We start from the raw sequence: 21,417 nt of genomic DNA, 5'->3' as shown, positions 1-21,417 counted from the left end.
GGGAAAGGCAGTTGCCGCCCCCATCCTGGACAGCGAGGATCGATCGCGGAAGACGGCACATCCGCCTGCCTCAGGCACACCGGAGTAACCGATGACGACGCCCCCGCCGGGTGCCCGGCTGGCCCAGGAGCTGGCCCTCCCGCCCGACGTCCGGGTGACGGAGGCGATGCGCCAGCACTGCCCGCTCCGCGACACCCTCGACCGCATCGGCGACCGCTGGACGGTGATCGTCGTGGTGCTGCTGCGCGGCGGCCCGCGCCGGTTCAGCGACCTCCAGCGCGCCACCGAGGGCATCAGCCGGCGGATGCTGACCCGCACCCTGCGCAACCTGGAACGCGACGGACTGGTCACCCGCACCGTGCACCCGTGCGTGCCGCCCCGGGTGGACTACGCCCTCACCGACGAGGGGCACAGCCTCACCGGCCCGCTCACCGGCCTGCTGCACTGGTCGATGCGCCACCACGACCACGTCCGCAGCTCCCGGCAGGCATACGACAACTCCCGGCAGGAGCCCGAGGCGGGCGGGCCGCCCGCGTAACTCGGTGGGCCGCCCCGCCCCGCACCGCCGCCGTCCGGCCGGACGGCGACCACGTCAGGGGTTCGCCGGGGCCCGCCGCGCAGGGATCAAGCCTGACCGCCCGGAGCGGGCGGGCCCCGGCGAACCCCCACCACGACGCACCGCAACGAACGCGACACCAACGCGCCAGGACAGCGCTCAGCGCACCGTCCGGGAGAACACCGCCAGCTCCGCCACGGCCGCCACCGCGATCGCCGCCACGAGCGGCCACGGCGTCCCCACCACCGCATAGAGCAGCAACAGCAGAGGCCCGGCGGCCACCGCGTACACCGCCAGGGCCAGCGAGCGGTCCGAGCGCAGCAGACCCGGCAGCACCGTACGCGTCAGCCCCGGCACCCGCGCGGCGAGCAGCCAGCCCAGCACCGCCCCGCTCACCGCCACCAGCACCGCGAGGAACCGCGACGGGCCGGACGACGACACCCCGGCCGCCGCGACCGCCACCAGCACCGCTCCCACGAGCGTCCAGCCCGCGCCGTACAGCACGAGCCGGCGCAGGTCGTCGACGACGCCCCGGGGCGAGTCGGGCACGGCCGGGGCCGCCTGGACGGCCGGCACGTTCTCCGCCAGCTCGGCGAGCGCCGAGGCGTACCGCCGCCGTTCCAGCCGGACGATCCCGGGCTCGTCGCCGGCCCGGTCCAGTTCCGGGTCGAGCCGCAGCGCCTCCCGGTACGCCCGCTCGGCCAGGTCGTACAGCCGCAGCCGGGCGGCGACGAGGGCGAGCACCAGGTGCGCCTGGGACTCCTCCGGGGCCAGCTCGACGCCCCGCCAGGCGGCGTTGAGGGCCGGCTGCCCGTTGCGCGAGCCGGACAGGATCGCGGCGGCGCTGCGCTGGGCGTACGCGTCGTCGGCGGCGGCGAGCAGCCGGCCGGCGGTGCCGGCCGCCTCGGCGTACTCGCCCTGCTCGACCAGGGCCAGCCCACGGGCGACGAGCGCGGCGACGGTGTCCGGGGCGACGGCCAGGGCCGCCTCGGCGGCGGCGCGTGCCTCGGCGGGCCGGCCGGCGGCCAGGTGCACCCGGGCGAGGGTGGTCAGCGCGTCGGCGTTCGCCGGTTCCAGGGCGAGGGCGAGGCCGACCTCCCCGGCGGCCTCGTCGTAGCGGCCGAGGTCGGCCAGGAGTTGGGCGCGCTGGAGGTACCCCTCGGCGGTGGCGTCGCTCGACATCGGGCGACCCTACGCGGGCGGGACCGGGTGGACCAGGGCCACCGCGACACCGGCGAGCCCCTCGCCGCGCCCGGTGAAGCCGAGCCCGTCGGTGGTGGCGGCGGAGACGGTCACCGGCGCGCCGACCGCCTCGGAGAGCACCGCCTCGGCCTCGGCGCGACGCGGCCCGATCTTCGGCCGGTTGCCGACGACCTGCACGGAGACGTTGCCGATCTCGAAGCCGGCCGCCCGGACCCGGCGGGCCGTCTCGGTGAGCAGCGCCACCCCCGGCGCGCCCGCCCATTCGGGCTCGGCCACGCCGAAGTTGGCGCCGAGGTCGCCGAGGCCGGCGGCGGAGAGCAGCGCGTTGCAGGCGGCGTGCGCGACCACGTCGGCGTCGGAGTGCCCGGCCAGGCCGTCCTGGTCGGGCCAGAGCAGGCCGGCCAGCCAGCAGGGTCGGCCCGCCTCGAAGGCGTGCACGTCGGTGCCGATGGCCACCCGAGGAACGATCATGAACCGAGGGTACGCGTCACGCGCCGCCGGCCAGCAGGTGCTCGGCCAGCGCGAGGTCGAACGGGCGGGTGACCTTGAGGGCGTGCTCGGAGCCGGGGACGCAGACCACCGGCACGCCCTGCTTCTCGACGAGGCCCGCGTCGTCGGTGAGCGGGTCGCCGGCCGCCTCGTGGGCGGCGGTCAGCACGGCGCGGCGGAAACCCTGCGGGGTCTGCACGGCGCGCAGGGCGGACCGGTCGACCGTGCCGAGGACCACCTCGCCCGGGCCGACCTCCTTGATCGTGTCGACGACCGGGAGGACGGGGATCACCGCGTCGTGCCCGGAGCGGACCGCCGCGGCGACGGACTCGACCAGCTCGGGAGGGGTGAGCGCGCGGGCCGCGTCGTGCACCAGGATGATCTCCGGGCCGGCGGGGACGGCGGCCAGCGCGGCGGCCACGGAGGCCTGGCGTTCCGCCCCGCCGGGGACGACCGTCACCGGGGCGACCGGGGCGAGCAGGTCGCGGACGGCGTCGACCTCGGCCGCCGGGGCGGCCACCACGATCGTGTGCACGGACGCGGCGGCGGCGATCCGGCGCACGGCGTGCACGAGCAGCGGCTCACCGGCAAGGGGACGCAGGGCCTTGGGCGCGCCCGGGCCCAGGCGTACGCCGGCACCGGCCGCAGGCACGAGGACCGCGACGTCACCGCGCGGATTGAGCTGCGCGGTCACGTCGCGGTCCTCGGATTCTGCTGCTGCGGGGTGGTCGATGATCAGGTGCGGATCAGGCCTCGGTCAGCACCTTGTCGAGCAGCGTCTCCGCCTCGTCCTTGGTGCTCTTCTCGGCCAGCGCGACCTCGCCGACGAGAATGTCCCGCGCCTTGGCGAGCATGCGCTTCTCGCCCGCCGACAGGCCCCGCTCCCGCTCCCGGCGCCACAGGTCGCGCACGACCTCGGCCACCTTCAGCGGGTTGCCGGAGGCCAGCTTCTCCAGATTCGCCTTGTAACGCCGCGACCAGTTGGTCGGCTCCTCGGTGTGCGGAGCCCGGAGGACGTCGAAGACCTTGCCCAGGCCCTCTTCGCCGACCACCTCGCGCACGCCCACGATCTCGGCGTTCTCAGCGGGCACCCGGACCGTCAGGTCACCCTGCGCGACCCTCAGGACGAGGTACTGCTTGGGCTCGCCCTTGATGACCCGAGTCTCGATTGCCTCGATGAGTGCGGCCCCGTGGTGGGGGTAAACAACGGTCTCGCCGACACTGAAAACCATAGGTTCGAAACCCCTTTCGCTGTGTCTAGGGTAACACGCTCAGGCACCGATGTCCCACCGCTGTCCTGACCGTTGGCGCAGCTCAGGGGCCCTGTGAGAGGTATTTCTTCAGCTTGACAGGAGGCCAAACCGATGGTCTGAACACGCTCCGTGATTGACGGATGACACCCCGACGTGGGTGATCGGAGCGTGGATTTCTCGGGCGATGCGCTGTTCCCATGGTATCCCGGTCGCGCCAGCCGCGCCCAGGTGTAGCGGGAGGACCCGGCGGTGCGCGACCCTGGAGGCACAACGCTGTCCGCGCGCCGAGACGGTTGCAGGGGGTCCCATGGGCATGCCCGACGCAGAGGGCCAGGGCTCCGCCGACGGCCTTCCCGGCCTGCCACCGGAGTGGGGCCGCATCGTCGTGCCGGACGACCCGTCCGCGCTCGCCGACGAGGCCGCGCGGGTCCGCCGCGAGCTGCGCCGCCGGGCCGGCCACACCCGCTGGCGTCGCCGCCTGGGCCTGCTCCCCCGCCCCGACGGCCGGCCGCCGCTGCGCCTGCCCCTGCTGGTCCTGCTGGTGACGCTGCTGGTCACCCTCGCCGGCCTGTTCGCCGTCACCTGGCCCCGGACGCCCCGCAGCGGCGACCGCCCCACCGTCGTGCCCTACCCGACGGCGACCGACCTGAGCGGCCGGGCGCTGCCGGCGCTGGACCTGGTCGACGCCGGGAACGCGGCCGTCTCGCTGCGCGGACTCACGCCCGCCGTGATCATCCTGGTGGACGCCTGCCCCTGCTCCGAGCGGGTGACCGAGGCCACCGCGCTCGCGCCGCCCGGCGTGACAGTGGTCACCGTCGAAGGGGGCCGCACGGTCCGCGCCACCCCGGCGTCGCCCCCCGCGGGGGTACGGGCGCTCGCCGACCCGGCCGGCGGCCTGCGTGCCTTCCTGCGGCTGCCGCCGCGGCCCGGGGCGGCCACCGCGCTGCTGGTCGACCGCGCCGGCGTGCTGGTCCGGGTGGTGCCGGAGCTGCGCTCCGCCGACGACTACCGCGCCGACCTGGCCCGCCTCGGCAGCTGAGAGCCGGGAGCGTGGCGGCTCAGAAGGCCAGGGCCGCCAGCCGGGCGTCGACCACGACCGGGGCGTCGCCGGACGCGGCGAGGACGAACCGGAGCTTCTTCCCGCCGTCCAGCAGCACGGTGGCGGACGAGCCGTCGCACGCCACCCGGTGGGTTTCGCGTCGACCGAAGGGGAAGGCCACCAGCAGCAGCTCTCCCGGGCCGGTGCACCGGGCCTGGAGCAGGTGCGGCCGGGATGAGGCGGCGGGGACGACGCGCTGCTGCGGCGGCAGGCCGGGGCGCAGGGTCAGCCGGGCCTGCCACAGGGTGCCGAACCCAGCCGGGTCGCCGCCCCGGTCGAAGGGGACGGACCCGCCGGTGTCGTCGGTCAGCACCCGCCCGGTGGGTCCGTCGAGGACGACGGTCCGGCGCGGCGAGCTGAAGACCACCTGGCCGGTCGCCGAGTCGACGATGACATGGGGAGCGGCGCCGGGGGTGACCCGGTACGTTTCCCGGCCGGTCGGCCGCCCCGGAGAGGCCGCCCGGGCCGGACCCACGTCCTGCCCGGGGCGGGCCCCGCCGCCGTCCCCGGAGTCCGCGGAGTCCCCGGAGCCCACGCCGTCCGTGCCGTCCGCGCCGTCCACGGCGGACGGGCGAGCCGGCCCACCCGTCGGGTCGATGCCGGGGGCGGCAGCCCGCCACCACGCGCCACCGGCGACCACGAGGAGCACGGCCAACCCGGCCAGCACCCCACCCCGCAGCCGCCCCGCTCCCACGCCCTCCACCCCGAGAGGGTAACCCGCCCCGACCGGCCCCGACGGCTTCGGTGATCGAGAGCTCTGCGTCATCGTGGAGATCGACAGTGCTGCTTTTCTCCTGATCACCGGGGGCGGGGTTAGGGGGTGTGGTCCAGGAGGGCGGCGTAGAGGGTCAGGCCGGGGCCGAAGGCGAGCAGCAGGATGCGTTCGGCCGGGCGCTGCGCCCGCAGCAGCCGGTCCAGGATCAGCATGACCGTCGCCGAGGAGCAGTTGCCGTGGGCGTCCAGGGTGGCGCGGGCCGCGTCCAGCGCCTGCGGCGGCAACGCCAGCTCGCGTTCCACCACGTCCAGGATGCGCGGGCCGCCCGGGTGCACCGCCCAGCCGCCCACCTCCGGCAGCGTCGCGCCGTGCCGGGCCAACAGGTCGTCGACCAGGCCCCGGACGTGGCGGGAGAGCACCTGCGGGACCTTCGGGGACAGTCCCATCCGGAAGCCGGTGTCGGTGACGTCCCAGGTCATGTGGTCCGCCGTGGACGTGTCGGTGACCGCGGCGACCTCGCGCAGCGCGTACCCCCGGCCGCCGGGGACGACCACGGCGGCGACGGCGGCGTCCGAGAAGAGGGCGTGGGAGACGATCTGCTGGGTGTCCAGCCGGGCCGTGGCGGGCTGGATGTGCAGGCTGGTCAGCTCCGCGCAGAGCAGCAGCGCCGGCCGCTGCCGGGCGGTGACGAAGTCGCCGGCCGCGCCGAGCCCTGGCAGGGCCGCGTAGCAGCCCATGTGGCCGACGACCATCCGCTGGGTGTGCGGGGCCATGCCCAGGTCCCGGGCGAGCAGGATGTCCAGGCCGGGCGTGGCGTACCCGGTGCACGAGCAGACGATGAACAGGCCGACGTCCCCGGCGTCCAGGCCGGCGGCGGTGAGCGCCCGGCCGACCGCCTCCTTGCCCAGCGGCAGCGCCTCGACCTGGTAGCGGCGCATCCGGCGCTCCGTCGGCCAGTCCGAGACGTCCTCCAGCAGCGGGTTGACCGCCGCCTGCCGCCGCGTCACGCCCGAGTTGGCGAAGATCCGCTGCGCGAGCGCCCGGGTGGCGTCGGGGAAGTGGCCCGCGAAGAAGCCCGACCACAGCTCGTCCTGCGTGGCCCCCGGCGGCTGCGCCGTGCCCAGACCCGCGATCACCGGTACGGCCACGTTCCCCACCTCTCGTTCGCGTACCCCACGTCGTCACCAACGAGAGGCGGAGCTGTCGCGGTCCGGTCTGAGCAGTACCCCGGCGCGGGCCCGGCTATCCGCAACGGACGCCGCGCCCCTGGTAGAGCACCGCCGTCGACCAGGTCGGCCTGATCCGAGGTTCCCGCCCGGCCGGCGACGGGTCGCTGCGCACCGGGGGCCGACGGGCGGCCCGCAGCCGACGGGCCAGCCAGCGCAGGGTGCCGCCCAGCTCCGGCCGGACGCCCCGGACCCGCAGGTCGACGCCGTGCCGGGCGCACTCGGCGACCAGCGCCCGGTCGTCCACGAACAACCGTGGATCGTGGATGCCCCGGGGCACCGTCGGCAGCCGCTCGCCGATCTCCACGGCGACCAGCCGGCTCAGCGCGGTGTCGTTGAGCGTGTCCAGCACCAGCAGGCCGCCCGGCCGCAGCAGCCGGCAGGCCTCCGCCACGGCGGCCCGCCAGTGCGGCACGTGTTCCAGCAGCTCACCGGCGGCCACCACGTCGGCGCAGCCGTCGGCCAGCGGCACGGCGGTGGCGTCGCCGTTGACCGGGGTCACCCCGTGCGCGGCGGCCTGGGCCAGGGCGGAGCGGGTGAGGTCGACGCCGACGTGCCGGTAGCCCTTGCCCGCCAGGTGCGGGGCGAGCAGGCCGGCACCGCAGCCCAGGTCGACCAGGAGGGCGTCGGGCCGGGCGGCCGGCGGCACCAGGGCCGCCCGGGCGCGGGCGAGCCAGTGCAGCATGGCGAACGCCCCGTCCGGACGCCACCACTCGTCGGCCAGGTCGTCGTACTGCCGGGGATCGTTCGGCGGCAGCACGCGCGGCCGGTCGGACACCGGGGACGATCCGTCAGGCATGGCACCGAGCGTGGCACGACCGGACGGTAACGACCAGACTTCCCATATGGCGACGACGGTGTTAGGGCTGCTCAGGGCAAGTCACCCGGAGCCGGCCGCGGCGGTGACGGTGGTGGCGGGGCTGCTCGCCGTGGGGGTGGGGCACCGCCCGTCCGGGGTCGCCGCGGTGGCGCTCACGGTGCTCGCCAGCCAACTCGCCGTCGGCTGGTCCAACGACCACCTGGACGCCGACCGGGACGCGGCGGTGGGGCGTACCGACAAGCCGGTCGCCGCCGGCGCGGTGAGCCGGCGCGCGGTGGGGCTGGCGACGCGGGCCGCGACCCTGGCCACGGTGCTGCTCGCGACGGCGGCGACCAACCGGACGGCGGCGGTCTGGGCGACCGTGGCCCTGGTCTCCGCGCTGGCCTACAACCGGCCGTTGAAGTCGACGCCGTTCTCCGTGCTGCCCTACGCGGTGTCGTTCGGCGCGCTGCCCGCCTTCGTGGTGCTCGCGCTGCCCGGCGCCCCCGCCCCGCCGGCCTGGCTGGTGGCCGCCGCCGCCCTGCTGGGGGCCGGCGCGCACTTCGCCAACGTGCTGCCCGACCTGGCCGACGACGCCCGGACCGGGGTGCGGGGGCTGCCGCACCGCCTCGGCGCGGCCGGCAGCCGGGTGGCCGCCGCCGCGCTGCTGCTCGCCGCGACCGTCACCCTGGTCGTCGGGCCGCCCGGGCCGCCGTCGTGGTTCGGGCTGTCGGCGGTGGCGACCGCCGCGCTGGTCCCGCCCCTGACCTGGTACGCCGGCCGCAACGCCCGCCGTTCCGGCGACCGGGGGGTGGCCGCGTTCCGGGCCGTGCTGCTGGTGGCCCTGATCGACGTGGTGCTGCTGGTCACCGGCGGCCGGATGCTCTGAGTGCCCGGGAAGGTGGTGGTGCCGGGTCGGCGTGCGGGTCTCGATCAGCCCCAACTACCCTGAAGCCGGTCTGCGCGGGTATGGCCACCGTGCCCGGCGACGGCCGGGTGGGGATCGTGACGAGGAGGACCGACGTGACGCGCTCGATCAGGGGTTCCCGGCGGGCGGCCCTGCTGCTGTCCGGCGTGGCGGCGGCGACCGGCCTGCTGGCGACCGGCTGCGGCGCCGGCCAGGTGGCCGAGACCGCCATCAAGGAGCCGTCGGTCCAGGGCGTCAACACCCAGAGTGCGGACAACGCCTACAAGGTGCGCGGGCTCTACGTGGAATACCCGGGTCCGGGCGGCTACCAGGCCGGCGCGAACGCCGCCGTCAACGCGGTGCTCTACAACGACACGCAGAGCCCGGTGACGGTGACCGTCACCACGGACGGCGCGCGGGACATCGTGATCAGCGGCGGCGCGTCCGCCTCGGCGAGCCCGTCCGCGTCGGCCAGCGAGTCGCCGTCGGAGGGCGCGTCGCCGTCCGGGTCCGCGTCGCCGTCCGAGGGCGCGTCGCCGTCGGGTTCCGGGTCGCCGTCCGGGTCGGCCGGCCCGTCCGAGGGTGCGTCGGAGGGCCCGTCCGCCGCGCCGAGCCCGTCGGCCCCGGCCGGCGAGACGGCCCGGTTCGAGATCCCCGCCCTCGGCTACGTCCAGCTCAACGTGCAGGGCGGCCGGTCGCTCCAGCTCGTCGGCCTCAACCAGGCGCTGCTCGCCGGCCAGCAGGTCAACCTGACCTTCGACTTCGGCAACGGCCGCACCATCAGCACCCCGGCCCCGGTCGGCGTCCCGCTGACCCCGCTCCCGCAGCCGTCCCAGATCGTGCAGCGCGAGGGCGCGCACGGCGCGGAGGGCGGCACCGAGGGCTCCGGTCACGACTGACCCGCCCCGAGGAAGACGACCCGGCACCGCCGGCGTGGCACCCGCCATGCCGGCGGTGCTTCGTCGTACGGGGGGACTAACGTTCCGGTGTGACGACGCCCCGATCGACACCCTCCCGGGCGACCCCGCGCGGCCGGGCCGCCCGCGAGCCCCGCCCCGCCTACGAGTGCGACGCCTGCGGCCACCAGCCGCCCAAGTGGGTGGGGCGCTGCCCCGAGTGCGGCGAGTGGGGCTCGGTGGTCGAGTGCACGGTGACCGGCCCGACCGTCTCCGGGCGGGTGGTCAGCTCGCGGATGCCGGCCGAGCCGGCCCGGCCGATCGCCACCATCAGCGCCGCGCCGGCCAAGGCCCGTCCCACCGGCGTGAGCGAGCTCGACCGGGTGCTCGGCGGCGGCCTGGTGCCCGGCGCGGTGGTGCTGCTCGCCGGCGAGCCGGGGGTGGGCAAGTCCACGTTGCTGCTCGACGTCGCACAGCAGTGGGCGGCCACCGCCGGCAGCCCGTCGCTGGTGGTCAGCGGCGAGGAGTCGGTCAGCCAGGTGCGGCTGCGCGCCGAGCGGATGAACGCCCTGCACGACCAGCTCTGGCTGGCCGCCGAGAGCGACCTCGGCGCGGTCCTCGGCCACCTCGACGCGGTGAAGCCGGGGCTGCTGGTGCTCGACTCGGTGCAGACCATCTCCACCGCCGGCACCGAGGGGGTGCCCGGCGGGGTGACCCAGGTGCGGGCGGTCACCGCCGCCCTGGTCGCCGTGGCCAAGGAGCGGGGGGTCGCCACCGTCCTGGTCGGCCACGTCACCAAGGACGGCCAGGTGGCCGGGCCCCGCGTGCTGGAGCACCTGGTCGACGTGGTGCTGCACTTCGAGGGCGACAAGCATTCCTCGCTGCGGATGGTGCGCGGCGTGAAGAACCGGTTCGGCGCCGCCGACGAGGTCGGCTGCTTCGAGATGCACGAGGGCGGCATCAGCAGCCTCGCCGACCCGTCCGGGCTGTTCCTCACCCGCTACTCGGAGCCGGTGCCGGGCACCTGTGTCACGGTGGCGATGGAGGGGCGGCGGGCCCTGGTCACCGAGGTGCAGGCGTTGATCGGGGCGACCGTGGCGGGTTCGCCCCGACGCACCGTCTCGGGGCTGGACGGGGCCCGGCTGGCGATGGTGCTGGCGGTGCTCCAGCGCCGCGCCGAGCGGCTGACCCTGCACGACCGGGAGGTCTTCGCGGCCACCGTCGGCGGCATCCGGGTGGTGGAGCCGGCGGCCGACCTGGCGGTGGCCCTCGCGGTCGCCTCCGGCGGCCTCAACCTGGCCATCAACCCGCACCTGGTGGCGATCGGCGAGGTCGGCCTCACCGGCGAGGTGCGCCGGGTCGGCGCGGTGCCCCGCCGGCTCGCCGAGGCGGCCCGGCTCGGCTTCCGGGTCGCCCTCGTGCCCCCGGGGTGCGGCCCGGAGAGCGCCGGGGCGGGCCCCGAGAACATGCGCGTGATGGAGGTCACCGACGTGCGCTCGGCGCTCCAGTGTGCCGCCCGCGCATCGGCGGAGTGACCGACGGTGGCCGTCGGGTCGGACCGCCGGTGCGATTCCGGACAAGCGCGGCGGGCCTCCCGACGCGGTCGGCGGGGGGCATCGTGACACATCACAGTAACCACGACAGCACCCACCGCACGCCAGTCCGTAGACTGTGCGCGTGCCGATCGACCGCGATGCCAGCAAAACCGCCGGCGCGACACCCCACGCCCGCACCGGTGCCGTGGGCTCGCCCGCCCGTCCGATCAGCGTCAGCGTGACCGGGAGTGTCGGCGGCGCGAGCGGTGATCCGCTGCGGGCCAATCTCGCCCTCATGGCCCCCGGCACCGCGCTGCGTGACGGCCTGGAGCGGATCCTGCGCGGTCGCACGGGCGCGCTGATCGTCCTGGGCTACGACAAGGTCGTCGAGGGGCTGTGCACCGGCGGCTTCCCCCTCGACGTGGAGTTCTCGGCGACCCGGGTGCGGGAGCTGTGCAAGATGGACGGCGCGGTGGTGCTGTCCAGCGACGGCACCCGCATCGTCCGGGCGGCCGTGCACCTGATGCCGGACCCGTCGATCCCGACCGAGGAGTCCGGCACCCGGCACCGCACCGCCGAGCGGGTGGCCCGGCAGACCGGCTACCCGGTCATCTCCGTCAGCCAGTCGATGCGGATCATCAGCCTCTACGTCAACGGCCAGCGGCACGTGCTGGACGACTCGGCGGCCATCCTGTCCCGGGCCAACCAGGCCCTGGCCACCCTGGAGCGCTACAAGCTGCGTCTCGACGAGGTCTCCGGCACCCTCTCCGCCCTGGAGATCGAGGACCTGGTGACGGTCCGGGACGCGGTGGCGGTGGTGCAGCGGCTGGAGATGGTCCGCCGGATCGCCGACGAGATCGCCGGCTACGTGGTGGAGCTGGGCACCGACGGCCGCCTCCTGGCCCTCCAGCTCGACGAGCTGATGGCCGGCGTGGACGCCGACCGCACCCTGGTCATCCGCGACTACCTGCCCGCCGGCCGCAAGTCCCGCACCCTCGACGAGGCCCTGGTCGAGCTGGACCTGCTGGGCGCCACCGAGCTGATCGACCTGGTCGCGGTGGCCAAGGCCATCGGCTACCCGGCCGCCTCCGACGCGCTCGACGCGGCGGTCAGCCCACGCGGCTTCCGGCTGCTGGCGAAGGTCCCCCGGCTGCCGGTGGCCATCGTCGACCGGCTGGTGCTGCACTTCGGCAGCCTGCAGCGGCTACTCGGGGCCACCGTGGAGGACCTCCAGGCCGTCGAGGGCGTCGGCGACGCCCGCGCCCGCGGCGTCCGGGAGGGGCTGTCCCGGCTCGCCGAGGCCTCCATCCTGGAACGCTACGTCTGACGTTCCGGAACGCCACGTCCGACGCTCGCGTCAACCCGGCGGCAGTGGGGCCTGGCCGCCGGGGTCGGAGCCGGACCGGCGGCGGGCGGGCCGGACGTCAGTCGGTGATGGTGAGCTTCACCGGCGAGCTGAGCTTGGTGTCGAGCCGCCCGAACACCTGGTAGGCCCCGGCCGGCGGCAACGGGCCGTTGGCGAGGCCGTCCTTGCAGCGGCTGGTGTCCCGCCCGTTCCAGTCCACCTGGTACGACCGCTCGAAGCCGGGCGTGAACGACTGCACGTCCGAGCCCTTGACGTTGCCGCAGGTGTCGGAGGACCAGACCTTCTCCGCGCCCGACTTGACGAACAGCTCCTGGAAGTCCGCGCCCACGTCCCGGCTACAGGTGCGGTCCGACCTGTTCTTGATCTTGAGCTGGAGGCTGACCACCGTGCCCTGCGGGGCCGACGTCGGCAGCACCACGGGCGTCACCGAGATCTCCGCGTCGGTGCACGTCCCGGCGTCCGCCCCACCGGGCCCGGCCGGAGCGCCGTCGCCGCCGGAGGGGCCGCTCGACCCGCCCTGCTCGCCCCCCGACGAGCCCGGGTCGCTGCCCGGGTCGTCCGACCCGCCGGGCGGGAGACCGGTCTGCGGCGTCAGCACCGAACCGCTCGGCTCGGGCACCGCCGACGGGTCGCCGGCGCCCGGGGACGCCGTCGGAGTCGGGGTCGACTTCGACTGCGGCGTGGTGCCCGTGTTGCCCGCGCCGTTGCAGGAATAGAGCAGCACGATCAGGAAGAGAAGGCCCGCTCCAAGTACGACGGCGCGACGCCGCCAGTACACGGCGGGTGGCAGGGGGCCGACCGTCAGACGCATGATGCCCCCACCGTAGCGGCGCGACGCACCGTCGTCGGGCGCGACGCGCCGGAGCACCCTCGGCTCACCGTGACGACCCTCCACTCACGACAGCGACCCCCCGCTCGGGGCGGCGACCCCGCCGGCTGCGGCCCGGCGTCCGGCGGTGCCGGGACCGGTCACTGGTAGACCTTGCGCTGGTAGATCGCGTGCGCTCCGGCCACCCGGTCGAGGAAGAGCAGGCCGTGGCAGTGGTCGATCTCGTGCTGCAACGCGCGCGCCTCGAAGCCGTCGGTGACCAGCCGCACCGGCGCGCCGCTGCCCGGCAGCAGCCCCTCGACGACCAGGCGGCTGGCCCGCTTGACGTCGCCGGTGAGGTCGGGCACCGACATGCAGCCCTCCCGGCCGCTCTTCCACCGGGTCGCCTCCACCACCCGGGCGTTGCACAGGACGAACGTGCCGTGCACGGTGACCGCCTTCGGGTGGCCGGTGACGTCCACCGCGAACACCTGCACGCCCACGCCCACCTGCGGGGCGGCGAGGCCCACGCAGCCCGGCGAGACCCGCATCGTGGCGATCAGGTCGGCGGCGAGGCGGACGATCTCGTCCGACGTCGGGTCCACCTCCGGCCCCGGCCGGCTGAGCACCGGGTCGGGGGCGGAGACCACCGGGCGCACCTCGCCCGGCACCGGCAGCGCCGCCGGGGTCCAGCCGGCGAGGCCCGCGTACTCCGTCGTCACAGCAGGTCCGTGTCCGCCGGGCGGAGGCTGACCCCCACGCCCAACTCCGCCGCCGTACGCGCCAACCGGCCGGCCACCTCGTCGAAGGTGCCCGGCGGCAGGTCGACCTCGGCGACCACCACGTAGAGGGAGCCGGTCAGCCGGGTGCTCAGGTCGGTGACGTTGCCGCCCGCGTCGGTCAGCACCCGGGTCATCGCCGCGACGATGCCCATCCGGTCCGCGCCGTGCACCGCCAGCACGTACGGCTCACCGGCCGGCGCGGCCGCGCCGTCGGGGGTGACCGCCCGTACGGTGGCCAGGAGCTGGCCGTCGGCGGCGAGCGGGGACAGCGCGGCCTCGACGTCGGCGGCGGCCGGGCCCACGCAGATCAGGGTCATCGCGAAATGGCCCCGCAGCCGGGTCATGGTGGAGTCGGTGAGGTTCGCGCCCAGCCGGGCGAGCACCTCGGCGACGTCGGCCACGATGCCGGGCCGGTCCCGGCCGATGACGGTGATCGCGAGCTCGCTCATCCGGGCATTCTGCCCGATCGGGGGGTGGCCTCCGCGACGCCCCGCCCGGCCCGCCCACCCTGCGGGAAGGTGGCCCGTGACATGATCGACGACGCGATGTCCGAGCACACCTTCGCCACCCTCGTCAGCCGGTGGTACGAGCGCAACGCCCGCGACCTGCCGTGGCGCGTGCCCGGCGTGGGCGCGTGGGCGATCCTGGTCAGCGAGGTCATGCTCCAGCAGACGCCCGTGGTGCGGGTGCTGCCGGCGTACGAGGCGTGGCTGGCCCGCTGGCCCACCCCCGCCGCGCTCGCCGCCGACACGCCCGCCGAGGCGATCCGGATGTGGGGGCGGCTGGGCTACCCGCGCCGGGCGATGCGGCTGCACGACTGCGCGACGGCGATCGTCGAGCGGCACGGCGGCGAGGTGCCCGACCGGCTGGAACACCTGCTCGCCCTGCCGGGGGTCGGCACGTACACGGCGCGGGCGGTGGCCGCCTTCGCGTACGGGCAGCGGCACCCGGTGGTGGACACCAACGTGCGGCGGGTGGTCTGCCGGGCGATCGCCGGGGAGCCGGACGCCGGCCCCGCCACCCGCCCCGCCGACCTGGTGGCCACCGAGGAACTGCTGCCGGTGGAGCCCGCCGGGGCCGCCCTGGCCAGCGCCGCGTTCATGGAGCTGGGGGCGGTCGTCTGCACCGCCCGGTCGCCCCGGTGCGCGGTCTGCCCGGTGGAGTCGGTCTGCGCCTGGCGGGCCTCCGGTCAGGCGGCGCCCGCCGGGCCGACGCGGCGTCCCCAGCGGTACGCCGGCACGGACCGCCAGGTGCGCGGGCTGCTGCTGGCGGTGCTGCGGGAGGCCACCGGCCCCGTGCCGCGCCAACGGCTGGACCAGGTGTGGACCGACGACGTCCAGCGCTCCCGCGCCCTGGCCGGGCTGGTCACCGACGGCCTGGTGGAACCCGCCGGTGGGGAGTCGTTCCGCCTCGCGGGTGACGGCCCGCCGGTCCCGGCCCCGGCCCTGGACGCCTGACCCGCCCCGGGCCGGCCCGAGCCTGACCCGGCCCTGGTCCCGCCTCGCTAGGACCGGGCCGCCAGGTCGCCGACATCGCGGCTTCCGAGCCTGGCGATACCCCCAGATCTCCGGCATCCGACTTCCGCGCTCCCCCGATACCCCCAGGTCGCCGACATGGCGACGCCCTGCCCGTGACGGCCGGGGCCGGCGGAAGGGGAGAACGGGCGACGGCCCGGCGGCGAGAGCCGCCGGGCCGTCGCCCGTTCTGTCGTGCTGCCCCTCGGGTCAGGCGGCCTCGGTGCCGCCCAGCTCGGCGGGGACCGCGTCGGGAACCTCGGCGGGTCGGTCCGAGCCGCGGAACACCAGCTTGGACTTGTCGATGTCCTCCGGGTCGCCCTCGCAGTCGACCACGATGATCTGGCCGGGGGTCAACTCGTTGAACAGGATCCGCTCGGACAGGTTGTCCTCGATGTCCCGCTGGATCGTGCGCCGCAGCGGCCGCGCGCCCAGGACCGGGTCGAAGCCCTTCTTCGCCAGGTACTTCTTGGCGTTGTCGGTCAGCTCCAGCCCCATGTCCTTGTTGCGCAGCTGGGTCTCGATCCGGGCGATCATGATGTCCACGATCGAGAGGATCTCGGTCTGCCGCAGCTGGTGGAACACGATGGTGTCGTCGATCCGGTTGAGGAACTCCGGCCGGAAGTGCTGCTTCAGCTCGTCGTTGACCTTCTGCTTCATCCGGTCGTAGTTCGACTCCGAGTCCTCCGACGCCTGGAAGCCGAGCGACACGGCCTTGGCGACGTCCCGGGTGCCGAGGTTGGTGGTCAGGATGATGACCGTGTTCTTGAAGTCCACGATCCGGCCCTGGCCGTCGGTCAGCCGCCCGTCCTCCAGGATCTGGAGCAGGGTGTTGAACACGTCCGGGTGGGCCTTCTCGATCTCGTCGAAGAGGACCACGGAGAACGGCCGACGCCGCACCTTCTCGGTCAGCTGCCCGCCCTCGTCGTAGCCGACGTAGCCGGGAGGGGCGCCGACGAGCCGGGACACCGTGTAGCGGTCGTGGAACTCGGACATGTCGAGCTGGATGAGGGCGTCCTCGCTGCCGAACAGGAACTCCGCCAGCGCCTTGGACAGCTCGGTCTTACCCACGCCGGACGGGCCGGCGAAGATGAACGAGCCGGACGGGCGCTTCGGGTCCTTCAGGCCGGCCCGGGTGCGCCGGATGGCCTTCGAGACGGCCTTGACCGCGTCCTCCTGGCCGATGACGCGCTTGTGCAGCTCGTCCTCCATGCGCAGCAGGCGGGAGGTCTCCTCCTCGGTCAGCTTGTAGACCGGGATGCCGGTCCAGTTGCCCAGGACCTCGGCGATCTGCTCGTCGTCGACCTCGCTGACGACGTCGAGGTCGCCGGCCTTCCACTCCTTCTCCCGCTGCGCCTTCTGGCCCAGCAGCTGCTTCTCCTTGTCGCGGAGCTGCGCGGCGCGCTCGAAGTCCTGCGCGTCGATCGCGGACTCCTTGTCGCGGCGCACCTGCGCGATGCGCTCGTCGAAGTCCCGCAGGTCCGGCGGCGCGGTCATCCGGCGGATCCGCATCCGCGCGCCAGCCTCGTCGATCAGGTCGATCGCCTTGTCCGGCAGGAAGCGGTCGGAGATGTACCGGTCGGCCAGGGTGGCGGCCGCGACCAGGGCCGCGTCGGTGATCGAGACGCGGTGGTGCGCCTCGTACCGGTCGCGCAGGCCCTTGAGGATCTCGATCGTGTGGGCCAGGGACGGCTCACCCACCTGGATCGGCTGGAACCGCCGCTCCAGGGCGGCGTCCTTCTCCAGGTGCTTGCGGTATTCGTCGAGCGTCGTGGCGCCGATGGTCTGCAGCTCGCCACGGGCCAGCATCGGCTTGAGGATCGACGCCGCGTCGATCGCGCCCTCCGCCGCGCCCGCGCCGACGAGGGTGTGAATCTCGTCGATGAACAGGATGATGTCGCCCCGGGTGCGGATCTCCTTGAGCACCTTCTTCAGGCGCTCCTCGAAGTCACCGCGGTAGCGGGAACCGGCGACCAGCGCGCCCAGGTCGAGGGTGTAGAGCTGCTTGTCCTTCAGCGTCTCCGGGACCTCGCCCTTGATGATCTTCTGGGACAGGCCCTCCACCACGGCGGTCTTGCCGACGCCGGGCTCGCCGATCAGCACCGGGTTGTTCTTGGTGCGGCGGGACAGCACCTGCATGACCCGCTCGATCTCCTTCTCCCGCCCGATGACCGGGTCGAGCTTGCCCTCGCGGGCAGCCTGGGTCAGGTTCCGACCGAACTGGTCCAGCACGAGGCTGGTCGACGGGGCGGCCTCGCCCGTCGTCGTGCCGGCCGCCGCGGGCTCCTTGCCCTGGTAGCCGGAGAGGAGCTGGATCACCTGCTGGCGGACCCGGTTGAGGTCGGCCCCGAGCTTCACCAGAACCTGGGCGGCGACGCCCTCGCCCTCGCGGATCAGGCCGAGCAGGATGTGCTCCGTGCCGATGTAGTTGTGGCCGAGCTGCAGCGCCTCGCGCAGCGACAGCTCCAGGACCTTCTTCGCCCGCGGCGTGAACGGGATGTGCCCGCTCGGCGCCTGCTGGCCCTGACCGATGATCTCCTCGACCTGCTGACGCACACCCTCCAGCGAGATCCCCAGACTCTCCAGGGCCTTCGCCGCGACACCCTCACCCTCGTGGATCAGGCCCAGCAGGATGTGCTCCGTACCGATGTAGTTGTGGTTGAGCATCCGGGCCTCTTCTTGGGCCAGGACGACAACCCGTCGCGCTCGGTCGGTGAACCGCTCGAACATGCCCTCGTGCTCCTCACGTGCCGTGCGCCTTGATGGTCAGATCTCGGCGGGGCCGGTGCGCGGACGTCCGGGACGGGCGTCCTTGCCTCATTACTCTATCGCCGCGGACCGACTCCGCTGAGGTCGTGTGTCCTCCGCGAGGGTCCGGTACGCGTCGTTTTAGCCAACCGTCCGCGCTCAGGGCGTGTTCCGGGGTCTCCGCGTGTACGCGCAGAGCGAAATTCGGACGGGCGGTGGGACCCGGCTGCACGCCCCCGCACGGGCCCGCGCCGCCCTTCGGCGACCGGGTCGACCGGTCAACCGGGGGTCGGCCGGCGGTCCGGGCGACGGTCCGGGTGGGCGGCGGTCCGGTCGTCCACAGGCTGTGGACGAGTTTTCCACCGGTTGTGGACAACGCCGCGACGAGCCGGGTTCTTCCCGTCCGGCGGGCGGTGCCCCGCGCCGGGGCACACGGCCGCGACGGCGGCGGGCGGGGCGACGTCGGGCGGGGCGGCGGCCCGCCGCGCCCGGGGCGGTTCGGTGACACGGCGACGCCGGCCCGGAGGTGTGCTCCGGTCCGGCGTCGGTGTCGCCCGTGTCGGGGTTGTCCCGCCGAGGGCCCTGTCGCACCCGGCGACGGTGGCGGTCACCCGGGACCGCCTCGGCGCTCAGCGCTTGGCGTGGAACTCGTCCACGATCTCCTGCGGGATGCGTCCCCGGTCGGAGATCTCCTTGCCCTCGCGCTTGGCCCAGGCCCGGATCGCCTTGTTCTGCTCGCGGTCGGCGGTGGCACCGCCCCGGCCGCGCGCGGCCCGCCCGCCGACCACCACGCCGCCCCGGCCCACCTTGGTGCCGTTCGCGACGTAGGGCGAGAAAACCTCCCGCAATTTCTCGGCGTTCGTGGCGGACAGGTCGATCTCGTACTGAACCCCGTCGAGCGCGAACTTGACGGTCTCGTCAGCGTCCCCGCCGTCCAGGTCATCGACCAGCTTGTGAATGATCTGCTTGGCCACGTCCCACATTCCTTTCGAGCAGGGTGATCCTGCAAACTGAGAGCACAATAACCCGCCCGATGCTTGCCTCGTCAATAGGATGCGGTAACTGCCCCTGCCGGGTGGCCGGTCGGCTACTCCGCGCGGACCAACGGGAAGAGGATGGTTTCCCGAATTCCCAGGCCCGTCAGCGCCATCAACAGCCGGTCGATTCCCATTCCCATGCCGCCGGCCGGGGGCATTCCGTACTCCATGGCCCGGAGAAAGTCCTCGTCCAGCCGCATGGCCTCGTCGTCGCCGCGGGCCGCGAGCTGGGCCTGGGCGACGAGCCGTTCCCGCTGCACCACCGGGTCGACCAGCTCCGAGTACGCGGTGCCCAGCTCGAACCCGAGGACGTAGAGGTCCCACTTCTCGGCCAGCCCCGGCTCGCTGCGGTGGGCCCGGGTCAGCGGGCTGGTCTCCTCCGGGTAGTCCCGCACGAACGTCGGCGCCTGGAGCCCCGGCACGACCAGTTCCTCGAACAGCTCCTCGGCGAGCTTGCCCGGCCCCCACTTCGGGTCGACGGCCAGGCCGACCTTGTCGGCGTACTCGACGAGGCGGGCCCGCTCGGTGCGGACGGTGACCTCTTCGCCGAGCGCCTCCGAAAGCACCCCGAAGAGGGTCACGGAGCGCCACTCGCCGCCCAGATCGAACTCGCGGCCATCCGCGTGCGTCACCACGGTCGACCCGCCGACCGCGATCGCGGCCTCCTGCACCAGATTGCGGGTCAGCGCCGCCATCGTGTCGTAGTCGCCGTACGCCTGGTAGGCCTCCAGCATCGCGAACTCCGGCGAGTGCGAAGAGTCGACACCCTCATTACGGAAGTTACGGTTGATCTCGAACACCCGATCGACGCCGCCGACCACGGCGCGCTTGAGAAACAGTTCCGGCGCGATTCGCAGATACAGATCGGTGCTCAACGCATTGCTGTGGGTCACGAATGGCCGGGCCGCCGCGCCGCCGTGCAGCAACTGGAGCATCGGGGTCTCCACCTCGACGAAGCCCTGCCCGTGCAGGCAGTCGCGCAGGCTGCGCACGGCCGCGGCCCGCGTACGCACCATCTGGCGCGCCTGCGGGCGCACGATCAGGTCGACGTAGCGCTGGCGGACCCGGGCCTCCTCGCTGAGCGGCTTGTGCGCCACCGGCAGCGGGCGCAGCGCCTTCGCGGTGACCGCCCACTGCTCGGCCAGCACGGACAGCTCGCCGCGCCGGCTGGTGATCACCTCGCCGGTCACCCCGACGTGGTCGCCCAGGTCGACGAGGCGCTTCCAGTCGTCCAGCCGCTCCGCGCCGACCCGGTCGAGGGAGAGCATCGCCTGGAGCTCGGTGCCGTCGCCGTCCCGCAGCGTCGCGAAGCAGAGCTTGCCGGTGTTCCGTACGAAGATCACCCGGCCGGTGACCGAGACCCGGTCGCCCGTGGCCGTGTCGGTGGGCAGGTCGGCATACCTCGCGCGGACCTCGGCCAGGGTGTCGGTCCGGGGAAACCCGACGGGGTACGGCTCGACGCCGTCGGCGAGCATCCGGTCCCGCTTCTCCCGGCGGACCTTCATCTGCTCCGGAAGGTCGTCGGCGGGGTCGACTGGCACGGGATTCTGCTCGGTCACGGCACGCTTCCTCAGCTCAGGAGTTTCGGCGGGGTCAGGCCCGAGCGTACTCAAGGGCTCCGGCGGCCGTTACGGCATGACCCACCCCGCGGCGGCTCGTCGGGTGCGGGGTGAGCGGGGTGCCCTTCTCTACCGAAAGCGTTAACAGGGGGCCCTTCCTTGCGCCTCACACGTTGCGGTCGTAGACCATGCGCAGACCGATCAGGGTGATCATCGGCTCGTGGTGGGTGATGGTGCGGCACTCGCCGATCACCACCGACGCGAGCCCGCCGGTGGCGATCACCGCCCGCACCTCGCCCAGCTCCTCGGTCATCCGCTCGACGATCCGGTCCACCTGCCCGGCGAAGCCGAAGTACAGCCCCGACTGGAGACACTCGACGGTGTTCTTGCCGATCACCGACCGGGGCTTGGCCGCCTCCACCTTGCGCAGCTGGGCGGCGCGGGCCGCCAGCGCGTCGAAGGAGATCTCGATGCCGGGGGCGAACGCGCCGCCGAGGAACTCGCCCCGGCCGCTGATCACGTCGAAGTTGGTGGTCGTGCCGAAGTCGACCACGATCGACGGCCCGCCGAACAGCGTGTACGCGGCGAGCGTGTTGACCACCCGGTCGGCGCCGACCTCCTTCGGGTTGTCGATCGCGAGCTGCACGCCGGTGCGTACCCCCGGCTCGACGATGACGCTCGGCAGGTCGGCGTAGTAGCGGGCGAGCATCGTCCGCAGCGAACGCAGCGCGGCCGGCACCGTCGAGCAGGCGGCCACCCCGGTGATCTCCACGGCGTCACCGGCGAGCAGCCCCCGGAACATCAGCCCGAGCTCGTCCGCCGTGGAGCGGGCGTCGGTCTTGATCCGCCAGGAGTGCACCAGCTTGTCGCCGTCGAAGGTCGCCAGCACGGTGTTGGTGTTTCCGATGTCGATGCAGAGCAGCAC

The 21,417-nt window shown here is 74.2% G+C and carries 21 protein-coding genes; 7 read left to right on the top strand and 14 right to left on the bottom strand.

All coding sequences use genetic code 11. The annotated features are described in order from the left end of the window. Positions 1-91 precede the first annotated feature (91 nt). Positions 92-538: a winged helix-turn-helix transcriptional regulator gene (locus HDA31_RS00785; protein WP_246384183.1), complete on the top strand. Its 447-nt coding sequence runs from the start codon at positions 92-94 to the stop codon at positions 536-538. Between the two features lie 177 nt (positions 539-715). Here HDA31_RS00785 and HDA31_RS00780 read toward each other — a convergent pair whose 3' ends face one another. Genes HDA31_RS00780 through HDA31_RS00765 form a run of 4 tightly spaced genes read right to left on the bottom strand, consistent with a single transcriptional unit; the run spans position 716 to position 3,480 of the window. Then, positions 716-1,738, bottom strand: coding sequence for a tetratricopeptide repeat protein (locus tag HDA31_RS00780; RefSeq protein WP_178066618.1), 1,023 nt, complete (start codon positions 1,736-1,738; stop codon positions 716-718). A 9-nt stretch (positions 1,739-1,747) separates the two neighbouring features. Then, positions 1,748-2,230 (bottom strand): 2-C-methyl-D-erythritol 2,4-cyclodiphosphate synthase, encoded by a 483-nt coding sequence (ispF, locus tag HDA31_RS00775; RefSeq protein WP_074472299.1) that lies wholly within the window; start codon positions 2,228-2,230, stop codon positions 1,748-1,750. A gap of 16 nt (positions 2,231-2,246) precedes the next feature. Then, a complete protein-coding gene (ispD, locus tag HDA31_RS00770) occupies positions 2,247-2,942 on the bottom strand; it encodes a 2-C-methyl-D-erythritol 4-phosphate cytidylyltransferase (RefSeq protein WP_074472298.1) in 696 nt (231 codons plus the stop codon). A 52-nt stretch (positions 2,943-2,994) separates the two neighbouring features. Further along, the gene (locus tag HDA31_RS00765) at positions 2,995-3,480 is read right to left on the bottom strand and encodes a CarD family transcriptional regulator (RefSeq protein WP_007073334.1); all 486 of its coding nucleotides are present in this window, start codon (positions 3,478-3,480) and stop codon (positions 2,995-2,997) included. A 328-nt stretch (positions 3,481-3,808) separates the two neighbouring features. On the opposite strand from HDA31_RS00765, the gene HDA31_RS00760 reads away from it, so the two are divergent. Beyond that, the gene (locus HDA31_RS00760; protein ID WP_178066619.1) at positions 3,809-4,540 is read left to right on the top strand and encodes a hypothetical protein; all 732 of its coding nucleotides are present in this window, start codon (positions 3,809-3,811) and stop codon (positions 4,538-4,540) included. Positions 4,541-4,559: 19 nt separating this feature from the next. On the opposite strand, the gene HDA31_RS00755 is transcribed toward HDA31_RS00760, so the two are convergent. The 3 genes from HDA31_RS00755 to HDA31_RS00745 form a co-directional block, all read right to left on the bottom strand. After that, the gene (locus tag HDA31_RS00755) at positions 4,560-5,303 is read right to left on the bottom strand and encodes a hypothetical protein (protein WP_178066620.1); all 744 of its coding nucleotides are present in this window, start codon (positions 5,301-5,303) and stop codon (positions 4,560-4,562) included. A gap of 110 nt (positions 5,304-5,413) precedes the next feature. Then, a complete protein-coding gene (locus HDA31_RS00750; RefSeq protein WP_178066621.1) occupies positions 5,414-6,463 on the bottom strand; it encodes a type III polyketide synthase in 1,050 nt (349 codons plus the stop codon). Between the two features lie 94 nt (positions 6,464-6,557). Beyond that, positions 6,558-7,340 carry a class I SAM-dependent methyltransferase gene (locus HDA31_RS00745; protein ID WP_178066622.1) on the bottom strand — a complete coding sequence of 261 codons (783 nt, stop codon included), beginning with the start codon at positions 7,338-7,340 and terminating at the stop codon, positions 6,558-6,560. A 46-nt stretch (positions 7,341-7,386) separates the two neighbouring features. On the opposite strand from HDA31_RS00745, the gene HDA31_RS00740 reads away from it, so the two are divergent. From HDA31_RS00740 to disA, 4 genes are all read left to right on the top strand, one after another. Continuing rightward, positions 7,387-8,229, top strand: coding sequence for a UbiA family prenyltransferase (locus HDA31_RS00740; protein WP_246384186.1), 843 nt, complete (start codon positions 7,387-7,389; stop codon positions 8,227-8,229). A 134-nt stretch (positions 8,230-8,363) separates the two neighbouring features. Beyond that, positions 8,364-9,146: a copper chaperone PCu(A)C gene (locus tag HDA31_RS00735; protein WP_178066624.1), complete on the top strand. Its 783-nt coding sequence runs from the start codon at positions 8,364-8,366 to the stop codon at positions 9,144-9,146. Between the two features lie 89 nt (positions 9,147-9,235). Then, positions 9,236-10,678 (top strand): DNA repair protein RadA, encoded by a 1,443-nt coding sequence (gene radA, locus HDA31_RS00730; protein WP_043965049.1) that lies wholly within the window; start codon positions 9,236-9,238, stop codon positions 10,676-10,678. A 142-nt stretch (positions 10,679-10,820) separates the two neighbouring features. After that, a complete protein-coding gene (gene disA, locus HDA31_RS00725; RefSeq protein ID WP_074472796.1) occupies positions 10,821-12,005 on the top strand; it encodes a DNA integrity scanning diadenylate cyclase DisA in 1,185 nt (394 codons plus the stop codon). A gap of 97 nt (positions 12,006-12,102) precedes the next feature. On the opposite strand, the gene HDA31_RS00720 is transcribed toward disA, so the two are convergent. The 3 genes from HDA31_RS00720 to HDA31_RS00710 form a co-directional block, all read right to left on the bottom strand. Then, a complete protein-coding gene (locus tag HDA31_RS00720; protein ID WP_178066625.1) occupies positions 12,103-12,855 on the bottom strand; it encodes a hypothetical protein in 753 nt (250 codons plus the stop codon). A gap of 158 nt (positions 12,856-13,013) precedes the next feature. Continuing rightward, entirely contained in the window at positions 13,014-13,574 is a 561-nt protein-coding gene (locus tag HDA31_RS00715; RefSeq protein WP_178066626.1) for a peptide deformylase, read from the bottom strand. Beyond that, a complete protein-coding gene (locus HDA31_RS00710) occupies positions 13,571-14,083 on the bottom strand; it encodes a glycine cleavage system transcriptional repressor (RefSeq protein WP_178066627.1) in 513 nt (170 codons plus the stop codon). The genes HDA31_RS00715 and HDA31_RS00710 overlap by 4 nt, the downstream gene beginning before the upstream one ends. A gap of 96 nt (positions 14,084-14,179) precedes the next feature. Between HDA31_RS00710 and HDA31_RS00705 the strand changes: the two genes are divergently transcribed. Continuing rightward, complete coding sequence (locus HDA31_RS00705) at positions 14,180-15,091, top strand: iron-sulfur binding domain-containing protein (protein WP_178067886.1); 912 nt, start codon at positions 14,180-14,182, stop codon at positions 15,089-15,091. Positions 15,092-15,358: 267 nt separating this feature from the next. On the opposite strand, the gene HDA31_RS00700 is transcribed toward HDA31_RS00705, so the two are convergent. From HDA31_RS00700 to HDA31_RS00685, 4 genes are all read right to left on the bottom strand, one after another. Further along, positions 15,359-17,878, bottom strand: a complete 2,520-nt coding sequence (locus HDA31_RS00700; RefSeq protein WP_178066628.1) for an ATP-dependent Clp protease ATP-binding subunit — start codon at positions 17,876-17,878, stop codon at positions 15,359-15,361. Between the two features lie 647 nt (positions 17,879-18,525). Next, on the bottom strand, positions 18,526-18,870 hold the full coding sequence (locus HDA31_RS00695) for a histone-like nucleoid-structuring protein Lsr2 (RefSeq protein WP_198956599.1): 345 nt from the start codon (positions 18,868-18,870) through the stop codon (positions 18,526-18,528). 113 nt (positions 18,871-18,983) lie between these two features. Beyond that, complete coding sequence (lysS, locus tag HDA31_RS00690) at positions 18,984-20,492, bottom strand: lysine--tRNA ligase (protein WP_074472290.1); 1,509 nt, start codon at positions 20,490-20,492, stop codon at positions 18,984-18,986. A 166-nt stretch (positions 20,493-20,658) separates the two neighbouring features. Continuing rightward, complete coding sequence (locus HDA31_RS00685; RefSeq protein WP_074472289.1) at positions 20,659-21,417, bottom strand: type III pantothenate kinase; 759 nt, start codon at positions 21,415-21,417, stop codon at positions 20,659-20,661.

The sequence above is a fragment of the Micromonospora carbonacea genome, from assembly GCF_014205165.1.
Classification (GTDB): Bacteria; Actinomycetota; Actinomycetes; order Mycobacteriales; family Micromonosporaceae; genus Micromonospora; species Micromonospora carbonacea.
This window is presented reverse-complemented; position numbering and strand designations above follow the sequence as displayed.